Origin of the sequence: Dyella mobilis, from assembly GCF_016904945.1 — a bacterium.
Classification (GTDB): domain Bacteria; phylum Pseudomonadota; class Gammaproteobacteria; order Xanthomonadales; family Rhodanobacteraceae; genus Dyella_B; species Dyella_B mobilis.
Window position 1 is genome coordinate 83,947 of the sequence record NZ_JADIKF010000032.1, and the last position, 19,288, is coordinate 103,234.

General features: G+C 65.0%; 17 protein-coding genes and 1 other RNA gene. 2 read left to right on the top strand and 16 right to left on the bottom strand.

Going from position 1 to position 19,288, the window contains the following annotated elements:
* Positions 1–45: 45 nt before the first annotated feature.
* From ftsZ to rsmI, 16 genes are all read right to left on the bottom strand, one after another.
* Entirely contained in the window at positions 46–1,227 is a 1,182-nt protein-coding gene (ftsZ, locus tag ISS99_RS01955; protein WP_204629891.1) for a cell division protein FtsZ, read from the bottom strand.
* Positions 1,228–1,345: 118 nt separating this feature from the next.
* On the bottom strand, positions 1,346–2,578 hold the full coding sequence (gene ftsA / locus ISS99_RS01960; protein ID WP_204629892.1) for a cell division protein FtsA: 1,233 nt from the start codon (positions 2,576–2,578) through the stop codon (positions 1,346–1,348).
* Positions 2,575–3,321 carry a cell division protein FtsQ/DivIB gene (locus ISS99_RS01965; RefSeq protein WP_204629893.1) on the bottom strand — a complete coding sequence of 249 codons (747 nt, stop codon included), beginning with the start codon at positions 3,319–3,321 and terminating at the stop codon, positions 2,575–2,577. The genes ftsA and ISS99_RS01965 overlap by 4 nt, the downstream gene beginning before the upstream one ends.
* Positions 3,318–4,256, bottom strand: coding sequence for a D-alanine--D-alanine ligase (locus ISS99_RS01970; RefSeq protein WP_204629894.1), 939 nt, complete (start codon positions 4,254–4,256; stop codon positions 3,318–3,320). Before ISS99_RS01970 ends, ISS99_RS01965 begins: the two co-directional genes overlap by 4 nt.
* Positions 4,253–5,695 (bottom strand): UDP-N-acetylmuramate--L-alanine ligase, encoded by a 1,443-nt coding sequence (gene murC / locus ISS99_RS01975; RefSeq protein WP_204629895.1) that lies wholly within the window; start codon positions 5,693–5,695, stop codon positions 4,253–4,255. Before murC ends, ISS99_RS01970 begins: the two co-directional genes overlap by 4 nt.
* Positions 5,692–6,765: an undecaprenyldiphospho-muramoylpentapeptide beta-N-acetylglucosaminyltransferase gene (murG, locus tag ISS99_RS01980; RefSeq protein ID WP_204629896.1), complete on the bottom strand. Its 1,074-nt coding sequence runs from the start codon at positions 6,763–6,765 to the stop codon at positions 5,692–5,694. The genes murC and murG overlap by 4 nt, the downstream gene beginning before the upstream one ends.
* Positions 6,762–8,000: a putative lipid II flippase FtsW gene (ftsW, locus tag ISS99_RS01985; protein ID WP_204629897.1), complete on the bottom strand. Its 1,239-nt coding sequence runs from the start codon at positions 7,998–8,000 to the stop codon at positions 6,762–6,764. Before ftsW ends, murG begins: the two co-directional genes overlap by 4 nt.
* A gap of 3 nt (positions 8,001–8,003) precedes the next feature.
* Complete coding sequence (gene mraY, locus ISS99_RS01990) at positions 8,004–9,086, bottom strand: phospho-N-acetylmuramoyl-pentapeptide-transferase (protein ID WP_204629898.1); 1,083 nt, start codon at positions 9,084–9,086, stop codon at positions 8,004–8,006.
* Positions 9,076–10,440 (bottom strand): UDP-N-acetylmuramoyl-tripeptide--D-alanyl-D-alanine ligase, encoded by a 1,365-nt coding sequence (locus tag ISS99_RS01995; protein ID WP_204629899.1) that lies wholly within the window; start codon positions 10,438–10,440, stop codon positions 9,076–9,078. Before ISS99_RS01995 ends, mraY begins: the two co-directional genes overlap by 11 nt.
* Positions 10,437–11,912 carry a UDP-N-acetylmuramoyl-L-alanyl-D-glutamate--2,6-diaminopimelate ligase gene (locus tag ISS99_RS02000; protein WP_204629900.1) on the bottom strand — a complete coding sequence of 492 codons (1,476 nt, stop codon included), beginning with the start codon at positions 11,910–11,912 and terminating at the stop codon, positions 10,437–10,439. The genes ISS99_RS01995 and ISS99_RS02000 overlap by 4 nt, the downstream gene beginning before the upstream one ends.
* Positions 11,909–13,729, bottom strand: a complete 1,821-nt coding sequence (locus ISS99_RS02005; RefSeq protein ID WP_204629901.1) for a peptidoglycan D,D-transpeptidase FtsI family protein — start codon at positions 13,727–13,729, stop codon at positions 11,909–11,911. Before ISS99_RS02005 ends, ISS99_RS02000 begins: the two co-directional genes overlap by 4 nt.
* Positions 13,726–14,001: a cell division protein FtsL gene (gene ftsL / locus ISS99_RS02010; RefSeq protein ID WP_204629902.1), complete on the bottom strand. Its 276-nt coding sequence runs from the start codon at positions 13,999–14,001 to the stop codon at positions 13,726–13,728. The genes ISS99_RS02005 and ftsL overlap by 4 nt, the downstream gene beginning before the upstream one ends.
* On the bottom strand, positions 13,998–14,939 hold the full coding sequence (rsmH, locus tag ISS99_RS02015; protein WP_204629903.1) for a 16S rRNA (cytosine(1402)-N(4))-methyltransferase RsmH: 942 nt from the start codon (positions 14,937–14,939) through the stop codon (positions 13,998–14,000). Before rsmH ends, ftsL begins: the two co-directional genes overlap by 4 nt.
* 51 nt (positions 14,940–14,990) lie before the next feature.
* Entirely contained in the window at positions 14,991–15,437 is a 447-nt protein-coding gene (mraZ, locus tag ISS99_RS02020; RefSeq protein WP_204629904.1) for a division/cell wall cluster transcriptional repressor MraZ, read from the bottom strand.
* Between the two features lie 268 nt (positions 15,438–15,705).
* Positions 15,706–16,068: RNase P RNA component class A (gene rnpB / locus ISS99_RS02025), an RNA gene on the bottom strand.
* Positions 16,069–16,152: 84 nt separating this feature from the next.
* Positions 16,153–16,992, bottom strand: a complete 840-nt coding sequence (gene rsmI / locus ISS99_RS02030; RefSeq protein ID WP_204629905.1) for a 16S rRNA (cytidine(1402)-2'-O)-methyltransferase — start codon at positions 16,990–16,992, stop codon at positions 16,153–16,155.
* Between the two features lie 87 nt (positions 16,993–17,079).
* Between rsmI and ISS99_RS02035 the strand changes: the two genes are divergently transcribed.
* Entirely contained in the window at positions 17,080–18,927 is a 1,848-nt protein-coding gene (locus ISS99_RS02035; protein WP_204629906.1) for a penicillin-binding protein activator, read from the top strand.
* Positions 18,927–19,283 carry a YraN family protein gene (locus ISS99_RS02040; RefSeq protein ID WP_204629907.1) on the top strand — a complete coding sequence of 119 codons (357 nt, stop codon included), beginning with the start codon at positions 18,927–18,929 and terminating at the stop codon, positions 19,281–19,283. The genes ISS99_RS02035 and ISS99_RS02040 overlap by 1 nt, the downstream gene beginning before the upstream one ends.
* Positions 19,284–19,288: the final 5 nt, after the last annotated feature.

Genomic DNA, 19,288 nt, shown 5'->3' on the forward strand with positions numbered 1-19,288 from the left:
AAGTTAATACGTCGTTAGTTCATCGCATTCACATTTCTTTACGCATTAATCTGCTTGGCGGCGCAGGAAAGCCGGGATGTCCAGGTAATCGAAGCTGGGATCGGCGCTCTTGGCCTGGCTGTCGCCGCCCCGCGGATTGCTCGCCACCACTTCCGGCTGCGCGTAGTCCACCACCTCGTTGCCGGTACCGGTACGCAGCACCATCGGACGAGGGCGCTGGCGCATCTCCACCTGCTGGGTTGCGACCGGGCGCATCGGCTGGCGGGCCGCAACACGGTTCAGGCCGGTAGCGACCACCGTCACGCGCACGTCGTCCTGCATGTCCGGATCGAGCGAGGTACCGATCACCACCGTGGCGTCTTCGCTGGCGAAGTCGTGGATGATGCGGCCGATTTCGTCGAACTCGCGCATGGTGAGGTTCGGACCGGCCGTCACGTTGACCAGGATGCCGCAGGCGCCGTTGAGGTTGACGTCTTCCAGCAGCGGGTTGTTGATCGCCGCTTCGGCAGCTGCCTGGGCGCGATCGTCGCCACGGGCGGTACCCGAACCCATCATCGACAGGCCCATCTCGCTCATCACCGTGCGCACGTCGGCGAAGTCGACGTTGATCAGGCCCGGGCTGGTGATCAGGTCGGCAATGCCTTGCACCGCACCCTGCAGCACATCATTGGCCGCCTTGAAGGCGTTGAGCAGGGTCACTTCGCGACCGAGCACCGAAAGCAGCTTCTCGTTCGGTACCGTGATCAACGAATCCACGTGCTGGGACAGGTCTTCGATACCCTTCAGCGCCACCTGCATGCGACGGCGACCTTCGAACGGGAACGGCTTGGTCACCACCGCCACGGTCAGGATGCCCTTCTCTTTGGCAAGTTGTGCGACGACCGGGGCCGCACCCGTACCGGTACCGCCGCCCATGCCGGCGGTGATGAACACCATGTCGGCGCCTTCGAGCATTTCTTCGATGCGTTCGCGATCTTCCAGCGCGGCCTGGCGGCCCACTTCCGGATTGGCGCCGGCACCCAGGCCCTTGGTGACATTGGCGCCCAGTTGCAGGTGCATGCGGCCGCCGCAGCCCTTCATCGCCTGCGCATCGGTGTTGGCGACGACGAAGTCGACGCCGTCGATATTGGAATTGAGCATGTGCGCCACGGCGTTACCGCCGCCGCCGCCCACGCCGATGACTTTGATCACCGCATTCGGTGCGAGTTTTTCGACCAGTTCAAACATTTCCCGTCCTCCGTAGAGTTTCATTGTCGTTGTAACCGCAGCGCGGCTCCTGCCTTGCCTTGGTGGTGGGCGAACCTCCATTCGCCCGTGCCACGCTTCCTGCGCGGCGAAAAATCTTTTAGAAATTCTTGGTAATCCAGTTGCGCAATTTGTCGACCAGCCCACCCACGCTGCCGCCGCCCGAACCGCTCACGCGCATGCCGCCCGAACGAGCGCCATGCAAAAGCAGGCCGACGCCGGTGGAATGCAGCGGATTGGCGATGACCTCGCCGAAGCCGTTCACATGCTGCGGCACGCCGATGCGCACCATCTTGTGGAAGATCTCTTCGGCCAGCTCCAGGGCGCCTTCCATGCGGGCGGCGCCGCCGGTGAGCACGACGCCGGCCGCAACCAGGCTGTCGTAGCCGGAGCGGCGCAACTCGTCCTGCACCATTTCGAAGATTTCCTCGTAGCGCGCCTGCACGCTTTGCGCGAGCGATTGGCGGGCCAGCCGGCGCGGCGGACGATCGCCCACGCTGGGCACCTGGATGGTTTCCTCCGCATGCGCCAGTTGCGCTAACGCGCAGGCGTACTTGATCTTGATTTCTTCGGCATGCGCAGTCGGCGTGTGTACGCCGTAGGCAATGTCGTTGGTCACCTGGTCGCCGCCTACCGGCAGCGACTTGGTGTAGCGGATCGCACCCTGTGTATAGATGGCAATGTCGGTAGTGCCCGCGCCGATATCGACCAGGCACACGCCCAGCTCGCGTTCGTCGTCGGTCAACACCGACTTGGCACTCGCCACGGCCGACGGCACCAGCTCGTCCACCGAAAGGCCGCAGCGCTGGATGCATTTGCTGATGTTCTGCACCGCCGCCGCCGCACCCGTCACCAGGTGCACCGACGCCTCCAGGCGCACGCCGCTCATGCCGACCGGCGAGCGGATGCCGTCCTGGCCGTCGATGCGATACTCCTGCGACTCCTTATAAAGAACCTTGCGGTCGGCCGGTATCGCCACTGCGCTGGCCGCCTCCAGCACCTGGTCCAGGTCGCCCGGCGCCACTTCGCGGTCGCGGATGGCAGCGGTACCATGCGAATTGCGCGTTTCCAGGTGGCTGCCGGATATGGAGGCATACACCGAACGAATATCGCAGCCGGCCATCAACTCGGCCTCTTCCACCGCACGCTGGATCGAGTGCACGGTGGATTCGATATCCACCACCGAGCCGCGCTTCATGCCGCGCGATACGTGCGAGCCGATGCCGATCACTTCGATCGGTTCGCCCGGCTCGTATTCGCCCACGATCGCCACCACTTTCGAGGTGCCGATGTCCAGGCCGACTACCAGTTGTTTCTCGTTTTTGCCTTTCATGTGCGGGGCGTGCCTCCGGCTGTCGGAGCGGTCGGGGCGGCCGTCGCTTGCGGCCATTTCACGGCAAAGCCGTTGGTGTAACGGAGGTCGGCGTATACGAAGTCCTGACCGTGACCGGCAATGACCTGCGGGTACACGTCGAGGAAACGGCGCAGCCGGCGGCCGGCCTGGTTGCGATCGCCGATCACGATCTGCGCGCCGCTGTCGGTCGCCACGCTCCAGCTGCCGCGTTCGGTCAACGTCACGCCGGTAATTTTCAGATGGGTGCCGGCAAACGCCTTCTGCGCGTCGGCAAAGAAACTCACCACTTCGGCCAGGTGGTCGTCCGGGCCATGCAGATCGGGAAGCTGCCCGTAATCGGCCGCATCCGGCACAGTGAACACCTTGCCTTCGCGGCTGATCAACTGGTTGCCGTTCCAGCGCGCAAAAGGCTGGCGCTCATACACGCGCAACAACAAGGTATCGGGCCAGCGCTTGCTCGCCTCGACCGACTCCACCCAGGGCAGCGCCGCGACGGATTGCTGCACGCCATCCAGATTCAATGCGAAGAAGCCTTTGCCCAGGCGCGGCAGCACGGCGGCGCGGATCTGCTCCGCGCTCACGTGCTTGAACTCGGCCTGCATCGTCAACTGAGTTACCGGCCAGCGGTCGGCGGCGAACCAGCCGCACAACACGCCCACGATCGGCATCACCACCAGGGCGATGGCCAGGCACCAGGCAACGAGGCGAATGCTTCCCCTCATGCATCCCCCCGGAAGCTGGTTTCGAGCACGCGCCAGCACAGTTCCTGATAGTCGATGCCGGAAACCGCCGCGGCCTTGGGCACCAGCGAGTGCGAGGTCATGCCTGGCGCAGTGTTCACTTCCAGCAACCAGTTGCGGCCCTGGCGATCGCGCATCACGTCGACGCGGCCCCAGCCGTAGCAGCCCAGCGCGTCGAACGCTTCCAGCGAAAGGGCACGCAGCGATGCTTCGACCTCGCCTTCCAGGCCTGGGCAGATATAGCGTGTGTCGTCGGCGACATATTTGGCGTTGTAGTCGTAAAACGCACCTTTCGGCACGATGAGGATGCTGGGCAGCACCTGGCGCCCCAGAATGCCCACGGTCAGCTCGTCGCCTTCGATCAGCGTTTCCATCAGCAGGTCGCCGGGATATTTCTCGGCCAGCGCCACGGCCGCATCCAGATCTTTTTCTTCGAACACCCGCGTGACACCCACGCTGGATCCTTCGCAGGCCGGCTTCACGATCAGCGGAAAGCCGATCTCCCGCGCCGCCGCGTGCACGTCGGCACCGCGCGGCAGCGGCACGAACTTCGGCGTAGGCAAACCCAGCGATTGCCACACGCGCTTGGAGCGCGTCTTGTCCATCGACAGCGCGGAACCAAGCACGCCCGAACCGGTATAGGGCACGTGCAGCGACTCGAGCGCCCCTTGCAGCACGCCATCTTCGCCGCCGCCATGCTGGCCGTGCAGAATATTGAAGACACGCGCGAAGTGGCCGGCGCGCAGCGCATCCAGCAACGCAGGAATGCCATCGATCGCATGGGCATCGACGCCGCGCGCCTGCAAGGCCGCCAGCACGTTGCGGCCGGAGTCGAGCGACACCTCGCGTTCGGCCGAGCTGCCCCCCATCGCTACCGCGACGCGACCAAACTGGGCGGGATCCTGGATCTTGCTCATGTCTCGCTCGTCCTCAAATGACCCAGCTGGGCCAGTTCCACCGCCGCGGCACCGATATCGCCCGCACCCAGCAACAGCAGCAGGTCGCCGTCGCGCAACAGCGCCGGCAAGGCGTCCTTCAATTCACGCGGATGGCCGATCAACACCGGATCGACCTTGCCGCGCGCGCGCACCGCACGCGCCAGCGCGCGGCCGTCGGCACCGGCAATCGGCGCTTCGCCGGCCGGATAGACCTCGGTCAACACCAGTACGTCGGCTTCGGCCAGCACATTGGCGAAATCGTCCAGCAGATCGCGGGTACGGCTGTAGCGGTGCGGCTGGAAGCCGACCACCAGGCGTCGCTCCGGCCACCCGCCGCGCGCCGCAGCGAACACTGCCGCCAGCTCGCGCGGATGATGCCCGTAATCGTCGACCAGCATCGCCTTGCCTTGATCCAGCGCGATCTCGCCGCGGCGATGGAAGCGGCGGCCGACACCCTGGAAATGGGCAAGCGCATGCGCAATCGCATCGGCTTCCACGCCCAGCTGCCAACCGATCGACGCCGCCGCCAGTGCATTGAGCACGTTGTGCCGGCCGGGCAAATTGAGCGTGACCGGGATGGGGTGCGTCACGCCCGGCAGCAACAGGTCGAAATGCATTTCGAAACCGCGTTGCTCAACGTTGATCGCGCGAACATCGGCATGCACGGCATCGATGCCATAGGTCATCACGCGACGCGCAGTGATCTTGGCCAGTTCGGCCACTTCCGGATCGTCCACGCACAAGACGGCCAGGCCGTAGAACGGCAGGCGATGCAGAAAATCGTTGAATGCCTTGCGCACCAGCGCGAAATCGCCCTGGTAATTCTCCAGGTGATCGGCATCGATATTGGTGACCACGGCGATCACCGGCGACAGCAGCAGGAACGAACCGTCCGATTCGTCCGCTTCCGCCACCAGATATTGACCGGTACCCAGGCGGGCATTCGCACCCGCGGCGTTGAGCTGCCCGCCGATCACGAACGTCGGGTCGTAGTTGGCCTCGGCCAGCACGCTGGCGACCAGGCTGGTGGTGGTGGTCTTGCCGTGCGTGCCCGCAATGGCGACACCGCGGCGGAAGCGCATCAGCTCACCCAGCATCTCCGCCCGCGGAATCACCGGAATGCGCGCCTCGCGGGCCGCGACCAGTTCCGGATTGTCCAGCTTGATGGCGCTCGAGGTGACCACGACGTCCGCATCGCCGATGTGTTCGGCAACGTGGCCGATGTGCACATCGATGCCCAGTTCGCGCAAGCGCAGCGCGGTCGGCGACTCGCTGCGGTCCGAACCGGAGACGGCGTAGCCCAGGTTGTGCAGCACTTCCGCGATGCCGCTCATGCCGACACCGCCGATGCCGATGAAATGCACGCGACGGAAGGTACTCATCAAATCTTCGTGCGCAAGCAGGCGACGCGGCGTCATGCGGCCACCTCCACACATGCACGGGCAATGTCTGCCGCCGCATCGGGCTTGGCCAGCGTGCGCGCGGCTTCGGCCATCGCCAGCAGGGTGGGACGGTTGCTCAACAGCTGATCCAGCCGTTGCGCCAGGTCTTTCGTATCCAGGTCTCGCTCCTGTATCAATTCGGCCGCGCCTGCGGCGACCAGCGCCTCGGCATTGCGGGTCTGGTGGTCGTCCACCGCGTGCGGAAACGGCACCAGCATTGCGCCCAAGCCGGCAGCCGTCAGCTCGGCCAGCGTCAAGGCACCGGCACGGCATACGGCCAGATCGGCCCACGCATAGGTGCCAGCCATGTCTTCGATAAACGGCACGATGCGCGCCTCGACGCCAGCATCGGCATAAGCCTTGCGCGCTTCGTCGATGCCGCGATTGCCGCACTGATGCAGCACCTCAGGCCTGTGCTCCTGCGGCAGTTCGGCCAACGCCTGCGGCACGGCCAGATTCAAGGCTCGGGCCCCCAGGCTGCCGCCGAGCACCAGCAAACGCGGCTTGCCAGCGCGCGCACCGATGCGCTGTGCGGGCGGCGGCAGTGTCGCGATCGCGCCACGCACGGGATTGCCCACCCACTCGGCATTGGGCAGGCTGTCGGCGAAACCGGCCATCACGCGACTGGCATGCATGGCCAGCTTGCGATTGGTGAAACCTGCCACTCGGTTCTGCTCGTGCACCAACAACGGACGGCGCAGCAAGCGCGCCGCGATGCCGCCCGGCCCCGCCACGTAGCCACCCATGGACAACACGCTGCGCGGCTTGAGCTTGCTCAGTACGGCGAGGGACGAAAGCAGCGCGCGCGCCAGCATGAACGGCGCGGTCACGCGTGTTTTCCAGCCCTTGCCGCGCAGGCCGCCGACGGCGACGGTGTGCAATTCGATGCCGTGCGCGGGAACCACCTTGGTTTCCATGCCGCCTGCAGCGCCGAGCCATACCACCGGCACGCCTTGCGCACGCAGCGTTTCGGCCACGGCCAGGCCCGGGAAAATGTGGCCACCGGTACCGCCGGCCATGATCAGCACGGGTGCTTGCGCGCTCATGCTGCCACCGCCTCGCGCTCGCGCGCATTCGCAGGATTGGCATCAGGCACGGCTGCAGCCGGAACGCGCGTCGCCATCTGTCGCGCATCGATGGCGCGATAGATCTCGAAGGTGGCGCGCAACAACACGCCGGCCATTGCGCAGGTCAGCACGATCGAGGAGCCGCCGTAGCTGATCAGCGGCAGGGTCAACCCCTTGGTCGGCAACGCACCGAGATTCACACCAATGGAGACCATGGTCTGCAACCCGATCATCAGCGAGATGCCGAACGCGATGTAGCCGGCAAAACGTTGACCGATCTCTACGCCCTTGAGCCCCACGTGCAGCCCGCGCCACACCACCAGCGCGAACAACACCATCACCGTAACGATGCCCGCCAGGCCCAGCTCTTCGCCGATGACGGCAAAAATGAAGTCGGTATGCGCTTCGGGAAGGTAGGACAGCTTCAGCACACTGGAGCCGAGCCCCACGCCGGTCCACTCGCCGCGCCCGATCGCCATCAGCGACTGGGTCAGCTGGAATCCGTCGTCGAAGGGGTGATCCCACGGGTGCAGGAACGTAGTCAGGCGCTTCATGCGATAGCTTTCGCTGGTCGCAGCAATCGCCAGCAAGGGCATCAACGGCAGCCCCATCAGGAATAGGAAAATCGGCCGCGACCCGCCCAGCCACACCATCGCGATGGTCACCGCGATCACCAGGGTGGCCGAACCGAAATCCGGCTGCGCAAGCAGCAGCAGCACGATGATGCCCGACACGGCGATCGGCTTGATCAGCCCCAGGAAGCGCGTTTCGATGCTCTCGCGATGGCGCACCAGATAGCTGGCGATATACACCACCAGAATCAGCTTCACCGCCTCGACCGGCTGGAACGACGTCACCACCAGGTTGAGCCAGCGCCGCGCACCGTTGAGGCGCATGCCCAGATGCGGCACGAACACCGCCAGCAGCATGATGAAGGCCACCAGCATCAAGAAGAAGGCGTGTTTTTCGACCACCTTCAATTCGGTGCGCATCGCCACGCCCGCGGCAACCACGCCGAGCGCCAGATACGCCAGGTGATGCTTGAGGAAATAGAATTCGCCGAAGTGCTGGGCGTCGGCCACCGCGATCGAACTCGAGGTCACCATCACGACACCGACACAGGCAAGACCGATCAAGGCCAGCAGCAACGGCAAGTCGAACTTGCCGCGCGGACCTTGCCGACGCTTTGCCTGGGTTGTGTCGAAACCGAACATCCGTCAACGCACCTTCAAGGTAGCCAAGCCGATCAACACCAGCACCACGCTGATGATCCAGAACCGCACGATGACCCGAGGCTCGGGCCAGCCTTTCAATTCGAAGTGATGGTGGATGGGCGCCATGCGGAAGATGCGCTTGCCGGTCATCTTGAAGCTGGCCACCTGCAACATCACCGAGGCCGTCTCCATCACAAACACGCCGCCCATGATCAACAACACGATTTCCTGGCGCACGATCACTGCAATCGCCGCCAGCGCGGCACCGATCGCCAGGGCGCCTACGTCGCCCATGAAGACCTGCGCCGGATAGGTGTTGAACCAGAGAAAGCCAAGGCCGGCACCCGACATCGCGCCGCAGAACACCGACAGCTCGCCCGCGCCCGGGATGGCCGGGATACCGAGGTATTCGGAGAACACCTTGTTACCCGCCAGATACGCAAACACGCCCAGCGCACCCGATACCAGCACGGTCGGCATGATGGCCAGGCCATCCAGGCCGTCGGTGAGATTCACCGCATTGGAAAAGCCCACGATCATCAGGTACGTGATCACGATGAAGAACACGCCCAGCGATATCTCCACGTGCTTGAACAACGGCACGAACAGCGCCGTTTCGGCCGGATTGACCGCACTGTGGTACAGAAACCAGGCAGCCGCCAAGCCAAATACCGACTGCCAGAAATACTTCCAGCGCGACGCCAGTCCGCGGCTGTCTTTCAAAACCAGCTTGCGGTAGTCGTCGTAGAAACCGATGGCGCCGAAGCACACCATCACGGCCAGCACCAGCCACACGTAGCGATTGTCCAAATCCGCCCACACCAGGGTGGCGATGGCGACGGAAATGAGGATCATCACGCCGCCCATGGTCGGCGTGCCGGCCTTGGACAGATGCGTCTGCGGACCGTCCTTGCGCACCACCTGGCCGGCCTTGAGCGCAGCGAGCTTGCGGATCAGCGCCGGGCCGCACAGCAGCGACATCGCGAGCGCGGTGAGCGCCGCCATGATGGTGCGGAAGGTGATGTACTGAAACAGATGAGGCGCAGTGAAGTGCTGCGACAGCCAGTCGGCGAGTTCAAGCAGCATGGGGTGCACCCTCCTCTGGCCGGCGCATGAGCGCAGCCACTACGTGTTCCATGCCCGACGAGTGCGAGCCTTTCACCAGGCAGGTAACGCCTGCATGCAACTGGGTGCGCAATGCTTCGATCAAGGCAGCCTTGTCCGCAAAATGCTTTCCTTCGGCACCGAATGCTTCTACTGCAGCGGCGTTCAGCGGCCCCACGGCGAACAGCTTCTGGATACCTCGCTCGCGTGCGTGACGACCGACCCCGGCATGCAGCGCACGGGCATCCGCCCCCAGCTCAGCCATGTCGCCGAGCACCAGCCAACGCTCGCCGTCGGCGAGCGCAAGCGTGTCGATCGCTGCGTGCACCGAACTGGGATTGGCGTTGTAGCTGTCGTCGATCATGGTCCAGCCATCGGGCATGGCCAGGCGCTTGAGGCGCCCTTCCACCGCCGACGCCTGTTCCAGGCCTTCAACGATGGTGTCCAGCGGCACATCCAATGCGAGCGCGATCGATGCCGCCGCCAGCGCATTGGCGATGTTGTGCCGGCCAGGCAAGGGCAAGTGCACATCGGTATCGCCACGCGGCGTGCTCAACACGAAGTGCGAGCCGTCGACGCGCTGATCCAGGATGTCGGCGCCGACATCCGCCTTGTGGTCCAGACCGAAGCGCAGCACTCGGCGCCCGCCTGCCAGCCCTGCGAAGAAGCTGGCGAAAGCGTCGTCGGCGTTGATGATCGCCACGCCGTCGGCCGGCAATCCGCGATACACCGCGCCCTTGGTTTCCGCCACTGTCTCGATCGTACCCATCCGCTCAAGATGCGCTGGCGCAATGAGATTGACGAGGCCGATTTCGGGCCGCGCGATGGCAGCAAGGTAGTCGATGTCGCCCGGCTTGCCCGCGCCCATTTCCAGCACGGCGTATTCGGTGTCTTCAGGCATCCACAGCAGGGTCAGCGGCAGGCCGATCTCGTTGTTGTAGCTGCCCGTATTGAAATGGGTGCGGCCGTGGCGCGACAGGATCGACGCCGTCAGTGTCTTCACCGTGGTCTTGCCGTTGGAGCCGGTGATGCCGATTACACGCGCGTTGCGCTGCGCGCGCACGGCACTGGCCAGGTCGCCCAGCGCGAGCTCGGCATTCTCCACCTCGACCTGCGGCAGGTCGCAGTCGACTCGGCGTTCAACCAGCGCCGCGGCGGCTCCGCGCGCCGCGGCGTCGGCCAGATAGTCGTGGCCGTCCACGTGCTCGCCCTTGAAGGCGACGAACAAGTCGCCGGTCTTGATCTTGCGCGAATCGATCTCGACGCCGTCAATATCGGCATCGGCACCGAGCAAGCGCCCATGTGTCCACATGGCAATGGCGCTCAGGCGCATCACGCGTGTCCCTCCAAAATCGACCGTGCAACGGCCACATCGTCAAACGCACGCTTGCCGCCCGCGCCTTCCTGGTAAGTTTCGTGCCCCTTGCCGGCGATCAGCACGACGTCGCCGACCACGGCCACGCGCAATGCGGTGCGAATCGCCTCTTCGCGATCGCGCAGGACGGTCGCCGCTTGCGGCTGCGCCATGCCGGCGAGAATTTGAGAAACGATCAGATCGCCATCCTCGCCACGGGGATTGTCGTCGGTCACGATGACGACATCGGCCAGCCGTTCGGCAATGGCGCCCATTTGCGGGCGTTTGCCCGCATCGCGCTCGCCGCCGCATCCGAACACGCAGATCAGGCGCGCGTCGCAATGCGCGCGCAGAGCCGTCAACGCCTGTTCCAACGCGTCCGGCGTATGCGCGTAATCGACCACCGCCAGCGGCAGGCCCTGCACGCCGCCGATGCGACTCATGCGGCCATTGACCGGCTCCAACGCGCGAATCGTGTCCGCGATGCGCGTGAACGACTCGCCCAGCGCACCGAGACACCCCACTACCGTCAGCAGGTTCGCCACGTTGAAGCGACCCAGCAGGCGACTGCGAATCTCGCCCTCGCCCCAGGGTGTGCGCAACTGGAAGGCCACGCCTTCGGCCGAGGTGACAATGCCGCTGGCCGCAATCGCCGCCTGCGCATCGCCGGCGCCGCTCAGGGTCAAGGCGCGCACGCCCGGCGCCAAGGTTCCGGCCAGCTCGCGGCCGAACGCGTCGTCGGTATTGATCACCGCTGCGTCCAGCGTCGGCCACGCAAAGAGCTTGGCCTTGGCTGCACCATAAGCCTGCATGCTGCCGTGATAATCCAGATGGTCGCGGGTGAGGTTGGTGAAGGCCGCCACGTCGAAATTCATCGCCGCAACGCGCCCCTGCTCCAGCGCATGCGAAGACACTTCCATCGCCACGTGCGTGGCACCGTCGCGCAGAAATTCAGCCATCAAACCTTGCACTGCGATCGCATCCGGCGTGGTGCGCTCGCCTTCGCGCAACTCGCCGTGCAGGCCGGCGCCAAGCGTGCCGATGGTCGCGGCGCGATGACCGAGCTTCTCCAGCGCCTGGGCCAGCAACTGCACCGTCGAGGTCTTGCCGTTGGTGCCGGTCACGCCGATCACTTTCATCGACTCGGACGGACGGCCGAAAAAGCGCGACGCGATCTCGCCCACGAACGTGTGCAGGCCGTCGATCCACAACACCGGCACGCCCGGATCTTCCAGCACGTGTGCCGGCGCTTCGGCCAGCACCACGCTGGCGCCGCGCTGTACAGCGCCGCCTACGAATTCAATGCCGTGACCGCGCGTGCCGCGCAAGGCGAAGAACGCATCGCCCTGGCGCACCTGGCGCGAATCGAGGGCGAGGCCGGAGACGACGACGGGCCCGACCGCCTTCGTTTCGGCAATTCCCTGCAGCAGATGGTCCAGGCGCTGTCCGCTCATGGGTCGACCGCCTCCGCGGCGGACTGATCGTCCTTGGCGTCTTGCGACTGAGCCGTGCCGGCGAGGCCGCCGCCGGCCTGTAGCGGGCCGCCGGCATACCAGCGACCGATGTTGTCCGGCGGCACGTCGAGCAAGCGCAGCGCACCGGTCATCACGCGCTGGAACACCGGCGCCGATACCAGGCCGCCGTAGTAAATGCTGGACTTGGGATTGTTGATCACCACCACGCCGACCAGGCGCGGATTCGTGGCCGGCACGATGCCTGCGAACAACGAGTTGTAATTGTTCTTGGCGTAACCGCCGGCCGACGCCAGATGCGCGGTGCCGGTCTTGCCGGCAACGATGTAATTGGCGATCTGCGCACGCGTGGCCGATCCGCCCGGCGCGGTCACCGTCTCAAGCATGTCCACGAGTTCGCGCGCGATCGTCGTCGAAACGATCTGCGTACCCGTATCGGCGCCGCCTTTGATGAAAGTGGGCGTGTGGCGCATCCCGTTGTTCGCCAGCGTGGCGTAGGCCACCGCCAGTTGCAGCGGCGTCACGTTGAGCCCGTAGCCGTACCCCATGGTGGCCTTTTCGATCGGCCGCCAGCCGTGGCTGGGCTTGAGGTAGCCGGCCGATTCGCCCGGGAAGCCGCTGCCGGTGCTTTCGCCGAAACCGAATGCACGATACGTGTCGTAGAGGAACTTGCTGTCCAGCGACAAGGCGATCTTCGCTGCACCGATGTTACTGGACTTGGTCAGCACGCCGGTCGGCGTGAGGTTGCCGTTGCCACCGGACTCCACGTCGCGGATGTCCTTGCCCATGAAGTACCAGTGCCCGTTGCCGGTATCGATCATCGGCGCGGTAGGCGTGTACTTGCCGCTGGACAAACCGGCCGCCATGGTGAAGGTCTTCATGGTCGAGCCCGGCTCGACCACGTCGGTCACCGCGCGATTGCGGCGCTGCGCGGGCGCGCTGCCGGTGACCACATTGGGGTTGTAGGTGGGCAGGCTGACCATGGCGAGAATCTCGCCGGTGTGCACGTCCATGATGACCATTTCGCCGGAGTCGGCGTTGAGGTCGTCCAGCTGCTTCTTCAGTTCGCTATAGGCCAGGAACTGGATGCGGCGATCAATGCTGAGCGTAAGGTTCTGGCCCGGCTGCGGCGCACGCACCTGCTCCACATCCTCCACGATGTGGCCCATGCGGTCGCGAATCACGCGCTTGGCACCAGGCTTGCCGGACAACCAGTTGTCGAAGGCGAGCTCGAGGCCTTCCTGGCCGTGATCGTCGATATTGGTGAAGCCCAGCACGTGCGCGGTCACTTCCCCTGACGGGTAGTAACGCTTGTATTCGCGCTGGCCATTCACGCCCGGCACGCCTAGCGCCAGCACCGCTTGCGCAGCATCCGGACTCATCTGCCGGCGCAAATAGGCGAATTCGCGGTCGGCGCGCTGCTCCAGGTAATTTTTCAGTTCGTCCGGGCTGGTGCCCAGCGCCTGCGCCAGGGCAGGAATGCGATCGGCGTTGGCCAGCACTTCCGACGGCACCACGGTGATCGACACCATCGGCGTGGACACCGCCAACGGCTCTCCGTTGCGGTCGTAGATCGTGCCGCGCGAAACGGCAATCGGCACTTCGCGCAGGAAGCGCGCATCGCCCTGGTCCTGATAGAACTGCTTGCGTACCACCTGCAGATCGAACGCGCGTGCGACCAGGCCGATCGAGGCGACACCCAGCACGCCGATCACCAGCAGCATGCGGCGGCGCGTGCTGAGGTTTGCGCTCTGGCGGCGCGCTGCCGGCTTGGCGGTGGGGCGCGGCAGACGATTCATGGCTGTCGCACCAGCTGCACGTCCTGCGGACGCGGCATGAACATGCCGAGCTTGGTGCGCGCCTCGTCGTCGATGCGGCGCGGCTCGGCCCAGGTCGCCTGCTCCAGTTCGAGCTGGCCATATTCGATATTCAATGCATCGCGCTGCCCTTGCAGCTGCGTGAGCTGCACGAACAGCACGCGACTTTGATGCCGGGTCCACACCACAGCAATCGCACTGACCAGCACGGCGGCCAGCATCAGCAGCAGGCAAAAGACGCCGACTATCCTCATGCCGGCCCTCCGTCTGGCAGCTTTTCCGCCACGCGCAGCACGGCCGAGCGGGCACGCGGATTGGCGGACTGCTCTGCGTCGGAAGGAAATTGCGCCTTACCCACCGCCGCCAGACGTGCCGGGGCAGCAGCGACCGGCGGCCCGCGGCGACTGCCCTGCACGCGGCCGGAATGGTCGCGGATAAACAATTTCACCGCGCGGTCTTCGAGCGAATGAAAGCTGATCACCGACAAGCGGCCACCGGGCTTGAGCCGATCCAAGGCAGCGTCGAGCCCGCGCTGCAGAGCTTCCAGTTCGCCATTCACGCGGATGCGCAATGCCTGGAAACTGCGTGTCGCCGGATGCTTTCCGGGTTCGCGGCGACCCACGACGCGTTCGATCAATGCCGCCAGTTCGCCCGTGCGGGCAATCGGCGACTCGGCGCGGCGCTCGACAATGGCGCGGGCGATCTTGCGGCTGAAGCGCTCTTCGCCAAAGACCCACAGCACGTCGGCGATCTCGCGCTCATTGGCGTGCGCCAGAAACTCGGCCGCGCTTTCACCCTGGGTGGTATCCATGCGCATGTCCAGCGGCGCATCGGCCATGAAGCTGAAGCCGCGGGCCGCCTCGTCCAACTGCGGCGAGGAAACCCCGAGATCGAGCAGCACGCCATCCAGGCCTTCGGCCGTTTCATCCCACTCGGCCAGGCTGGAGAAGTTGCCGTGACGGATCGACACCCGCGGATCGGCAGCGAATTCTTTTTGCGCAGTGGCGATCGCCTGGGGATCGCGGTCCATCAACAGCAAACGCCCATCGGGACCCAGACGCGACAGCACCGCGCGTGCGTGACCGCCGCGTCCGAAGGTGCCATCGAGATAACGCCCGCCTTCCCGCACGGCGAGACCCTCCACCGCTTCATTCAGCATCACCGGGATGTGCCGCAACATTTGCTCGGCCATGCCGCACTCCCGCTCTTGTTCGTCTTCATCCCGCGTCTCGACCGTCACCGGTCAGAGCCGCAGGTCCGTCATGTCGTCGCTGATCTCGTCTTCGCCGATGGTCTGGCGGATCTTGGCCAGGTGGGCCTGTTCGCTCCACAGCTCGAACTTGTTGCCCATGCCCAGCAAAATCGCCTTTTTCTCGATTCCGGCCGCCACCCGCTGGCTGGCCGGCAACAGGATGCGCGCCGCACTGTCCGGCTCGACCATCGCGGCCGCGCCCACCAGCTTCATCTGCAAGGCGCGATGTACGGCTTTGACGTTCGGCAACGCATTCACCTGGTCGCGCACCCGCTCCCATTCGGCGTGCGGGAACAGCCACAGGCAGCCCGTCTCGAAGGGGTTGTAGGTGATCACCAACCGATTGGCGCAGGCATCCGCAACCAGCTCCCGATACGCAGTCGGAATAGCCAGCCGGCCCTTGTCATCGACGGTGATGGCGGTCTCGCCTTGAAACACGACCCAAGAACTCCACGAAATCCCACGATTTCACACAGGGACCCACGATAGTCTCGCCCCTTGAGACTGTCAAGAAATTTTCGCTTGCGAATCAATAAGAAAGGCGAGGTTCTGGCGAAATTTCCAGTGATTTCGAGAAAGAGCAGCAAGTGCCTTGATCAACATCACTTTTTTTGAAATGAATGTAAGCAAGGGGAGTGAGAAGTGAGAGATAAAGCCTTCACGGCAGCTCTCTCGCTTCGCACTCCCCTCACTCAATCCTGAATAAAGGCGGAGTCGGCCTGTAAGCCGGGTTCTGTACGCCTTGCGGCGCGACAGTCATTCTTCTCGGCCAGGCGTCACCGCCTGGCTCCAGCAACCTACCCGGGAACAACGCGGGCCGCGTTATCGTTCCCCTATTCGGTCTTGCTCCGGGTGGGGTTTACCGTGCCACGCGACGTTGTCCCCGCGCGCGGTGCGCTCTTACCGCACCGTTTCACCCTTACCTGTGCCCTTGCGGGCCATCGGCGGTTTGCTTTCTGTTGCACTGGCCGTCAGCTCGCGCTGCCCAGGCGTTACCTGGCACCCTGCCCTGTGGAGCCCGGACTTTCCTCGATGCGCTTGCGCGCGACGCGACTGTCCGGCCGACTCCGCCGCCCATTATAGCCGGCTTGCCGGCATCGGTAGGGAAAATACGCAGAACAGGTCGCGAACGGAGCGCACTGATGCACGCAACTCACCCTTCGCCCTTGTCGCCGTAAAGCAGCTTGCGCGGCGCACCGGTAATCGCGGCAGCCAGCTTCGCCGCCTTGGCCGGCGGCAATTCCTCCCGCAGGATCGCGAACACGCGCTGCCCTTCGGCCAGTTTTGCGTGGGCTTCTTCGCCTCGCCCGGCCACCAGGATCACGCATTCGCCGCGCTGCTGATTGGGGTCCTGCGCCACGCGGACAGCGAGATGTTCCAGCGGCTCGCCGAGCACGGTCTCGAAAATCTTGGTGAGCTCGCGTGCCAGCACGGCTTCGCGGCTTCCACCGAAAACATCCCGCATATCCGCAAGACTTTCCGTTACGCGATGCGAGGATTCGTAAAAGATCAGGGTACGCGCATCGCCGGCAAGTTCCTCCAGGCGACTGCGGCGCGCCGCGGATTTCGGCGGCAGAAAACCCTCGAACACAAATCGGTCGCTAGGCAGTCCCGCCACCGAAAGCGCCGCGATCGCCGCACACGCCCCCGGCACCGGCACGCAGCGGATACCCGCTTCGCGCGCCGTGCGCACCAGCCGGAACCCCGGGTCGCTGATCAAGGGCGTACCGGCATCGGAAATCAGCGCCACGGATTCGCCTTGCTCCAGCCGGCGCACGATGGCCGCCACGGCCTCGCGCTCGTTGTGTTCGTGCAAGGCGATCAAGGGCGTGCCGATGTTGTGCTGGAGCAACATGGGCCGGCTGTGCCGGGTGTCTTCGGCGGCGATCACGGTGACGCTGCGCAAGGTTTCGATGGCGCGCGCGGAGATATCGTCGCGATGGCCGATGGGCGTCGCCACCACCCACAGGCAGCCGGCTTGATCTGCTGACATAGAGAGATAGGTCCTTTCGGGGCGGCGCGTCGATACGATCGGCTATGATCGCCCAATTCCCCCCGTTCGATAAGCATGAGGAAGTCCATGCGCTTACGTCGTCTGGCCCTGCCGGGACTGCTCGTTTCACTGATGTTGAGCGCTTGCGTCGCCACCTTGGCGCCACAGTCCCCGGCTGAAATCGCGGCGGCGCAGAGTGCCGCCGGACTGGCCTCCCAGGGACAATTGGACAGGGCCGCGCAAGCCTACCAGGCACTGGCCGCGCAATCGCCCGGACGCGCCGATCATTACAACTTGCTGGCGGCCGAAGCCTATCGCCAGGAAAACGCACTCGATCGCGCGGCACCCATCGTTGCCGGCATCCAGCGCAAAGGGCTCAGCGACGACGAACCGGTACGCCTGGACCTGCTGCGCGCGGAAATCGCCTTGCATCGGCGCGACCCGGCCACGGCGTTGCAACTGACTACGCAGTCCGATGTAAGCGTCCCTCCGAACCTGCAGCCACGCTTGCTGAATTTGCGCGCCGAGGCGCTGGCCGATACCGGCGATCTGTGGAGCGCGGCGCGCACACGCGTGAGCATGGACGGCCTGCTGCAGGGCGCGGACCGCGCCCAGAACCGTGATGAGGCCGTCTCGCTGCTGGCCAGGCTCGGCATTGCGCCGTTGAAACAGCGTGCCGCAGCGATGCAGCAAGGCGATCCGATGTTGCCGTGGATCGCCGAGGCCCTGGGCCGGCTGGGCGTCACGGTGGCGCAGCAACCCAATCTCACGCAGCCGGTCGGCACCCTGGTGCCCGGAAGCAATGCAAGCGTGCGCGAAGGCTACAAAATGCCGGCGCAGATAGCGCTGCTGCTACCCGACGTCGATGGCCTGGTAGCGGCATCCTCGGCCATCCGCGAGGGCTTCTTCACCGCCTACTACCAGGACGCCGATACGCACGCGCCGCGCGGCACGATCCGCGTGTACGACAGCGGCGGCAATGCAGCCAGCGCCATCAAGGCCTATACCCAGGCCGTGTCCGATGGCGCGCAAATCGTGGTCGGACCGCTCACCCGCTCCGAGGTGATGGGCGTACTGGGGCAATCCTCATTGCCGGTTCCGGTGCTCGCACTCAATCATTCGGACAACAAGAACCTGCCGGCCGGTACCGCCAGCGAATTTGCGCTGTTGCCGGAAGACGAAGGCGCGCAAGCCGCCGACCATCTGATCGATCGGGGCATCCACAGCGCTTACGTGGTCATCGCCAGCGACGACTTCGCCAAGCGCACGGCCAACTCATTCAAAACCGAATTCACCGCCAAAGGCGGGCAGATCGTCGGCTTCGCCACGATCTCCTCGGGCAGCGTCAACTATGGCGACGCCATCAATTCGTTGAATGCCGGCAACGCCGCCGCCGATGCCGGCATCTTCATTAGCATGCGTACCGAACAGGCGCGCCTGCTGTTGCCGCAATTGCGCGTGGCGCGCATCACCCTGCCGGTATTCGCCACCTCGCACATCTACAGCGGCAGCGACAATCCCACCGCCGATCGCGACCTGGAAGGCGTGGAGTTCTGCGATGCGCCATGGCTCTTCGACGCGCAAAGCGGATTGCCCAGCCATCAGGACGTGGCCACGCAATTGCCGGTCGCACGCGGCGCCACGGCGCAGCTGTTTGCCTTCGGCATGGATGCATGGAACCTGGTGCCCTACATCGACTGGTTGCGCAGCCATCCCGGCAGCTACCTGCCCGGCGCCAGCGGACAGCTTTCTGCCGATACGTTCGGGCACGTCAATCGCCAGCTCACCTGGCTGAAATTCCAGGATGGCGTCGCGCGCCCCATGAACGGCAGCCTGCAGATGGATAACGCACCGGCGGGCCCGGCCCCCTCCAGCAGTGCACCGGCTCCCGCAAGCAGCGCCCCGACACCAGCCGCTCCGCCGGCTAACGGCTGATGCGTGCGGCCGGGGCCGAGTTCGAGCAGCGCGCGTGCCGCGAGCTCGAACGCGCCGGCCTCAAGCTGCTGGAACGGAACTACACCACGCGCTACGGCGAATTGGACCTGGTGATGCGCGACGGCGAAACCATAGTTTTCGTTGAAGTGCGTCATCGACTTCGCGCCAGCCATGGCAGCGCGGCGGCATCCATCACGGCCACCAAGCAAAAGCGCTTGATCCAGACCGCGCAACTCTGGCTTGCCACCCATCCGCAACATGCGCAACGCGCTTGCCGCTTCGACGTGGTGAGCTATGACGGGCCTGCCGACGACGCCATCGCGAACTGGCTGCGCGGCGCATTTGAGGCCGACTGACATTT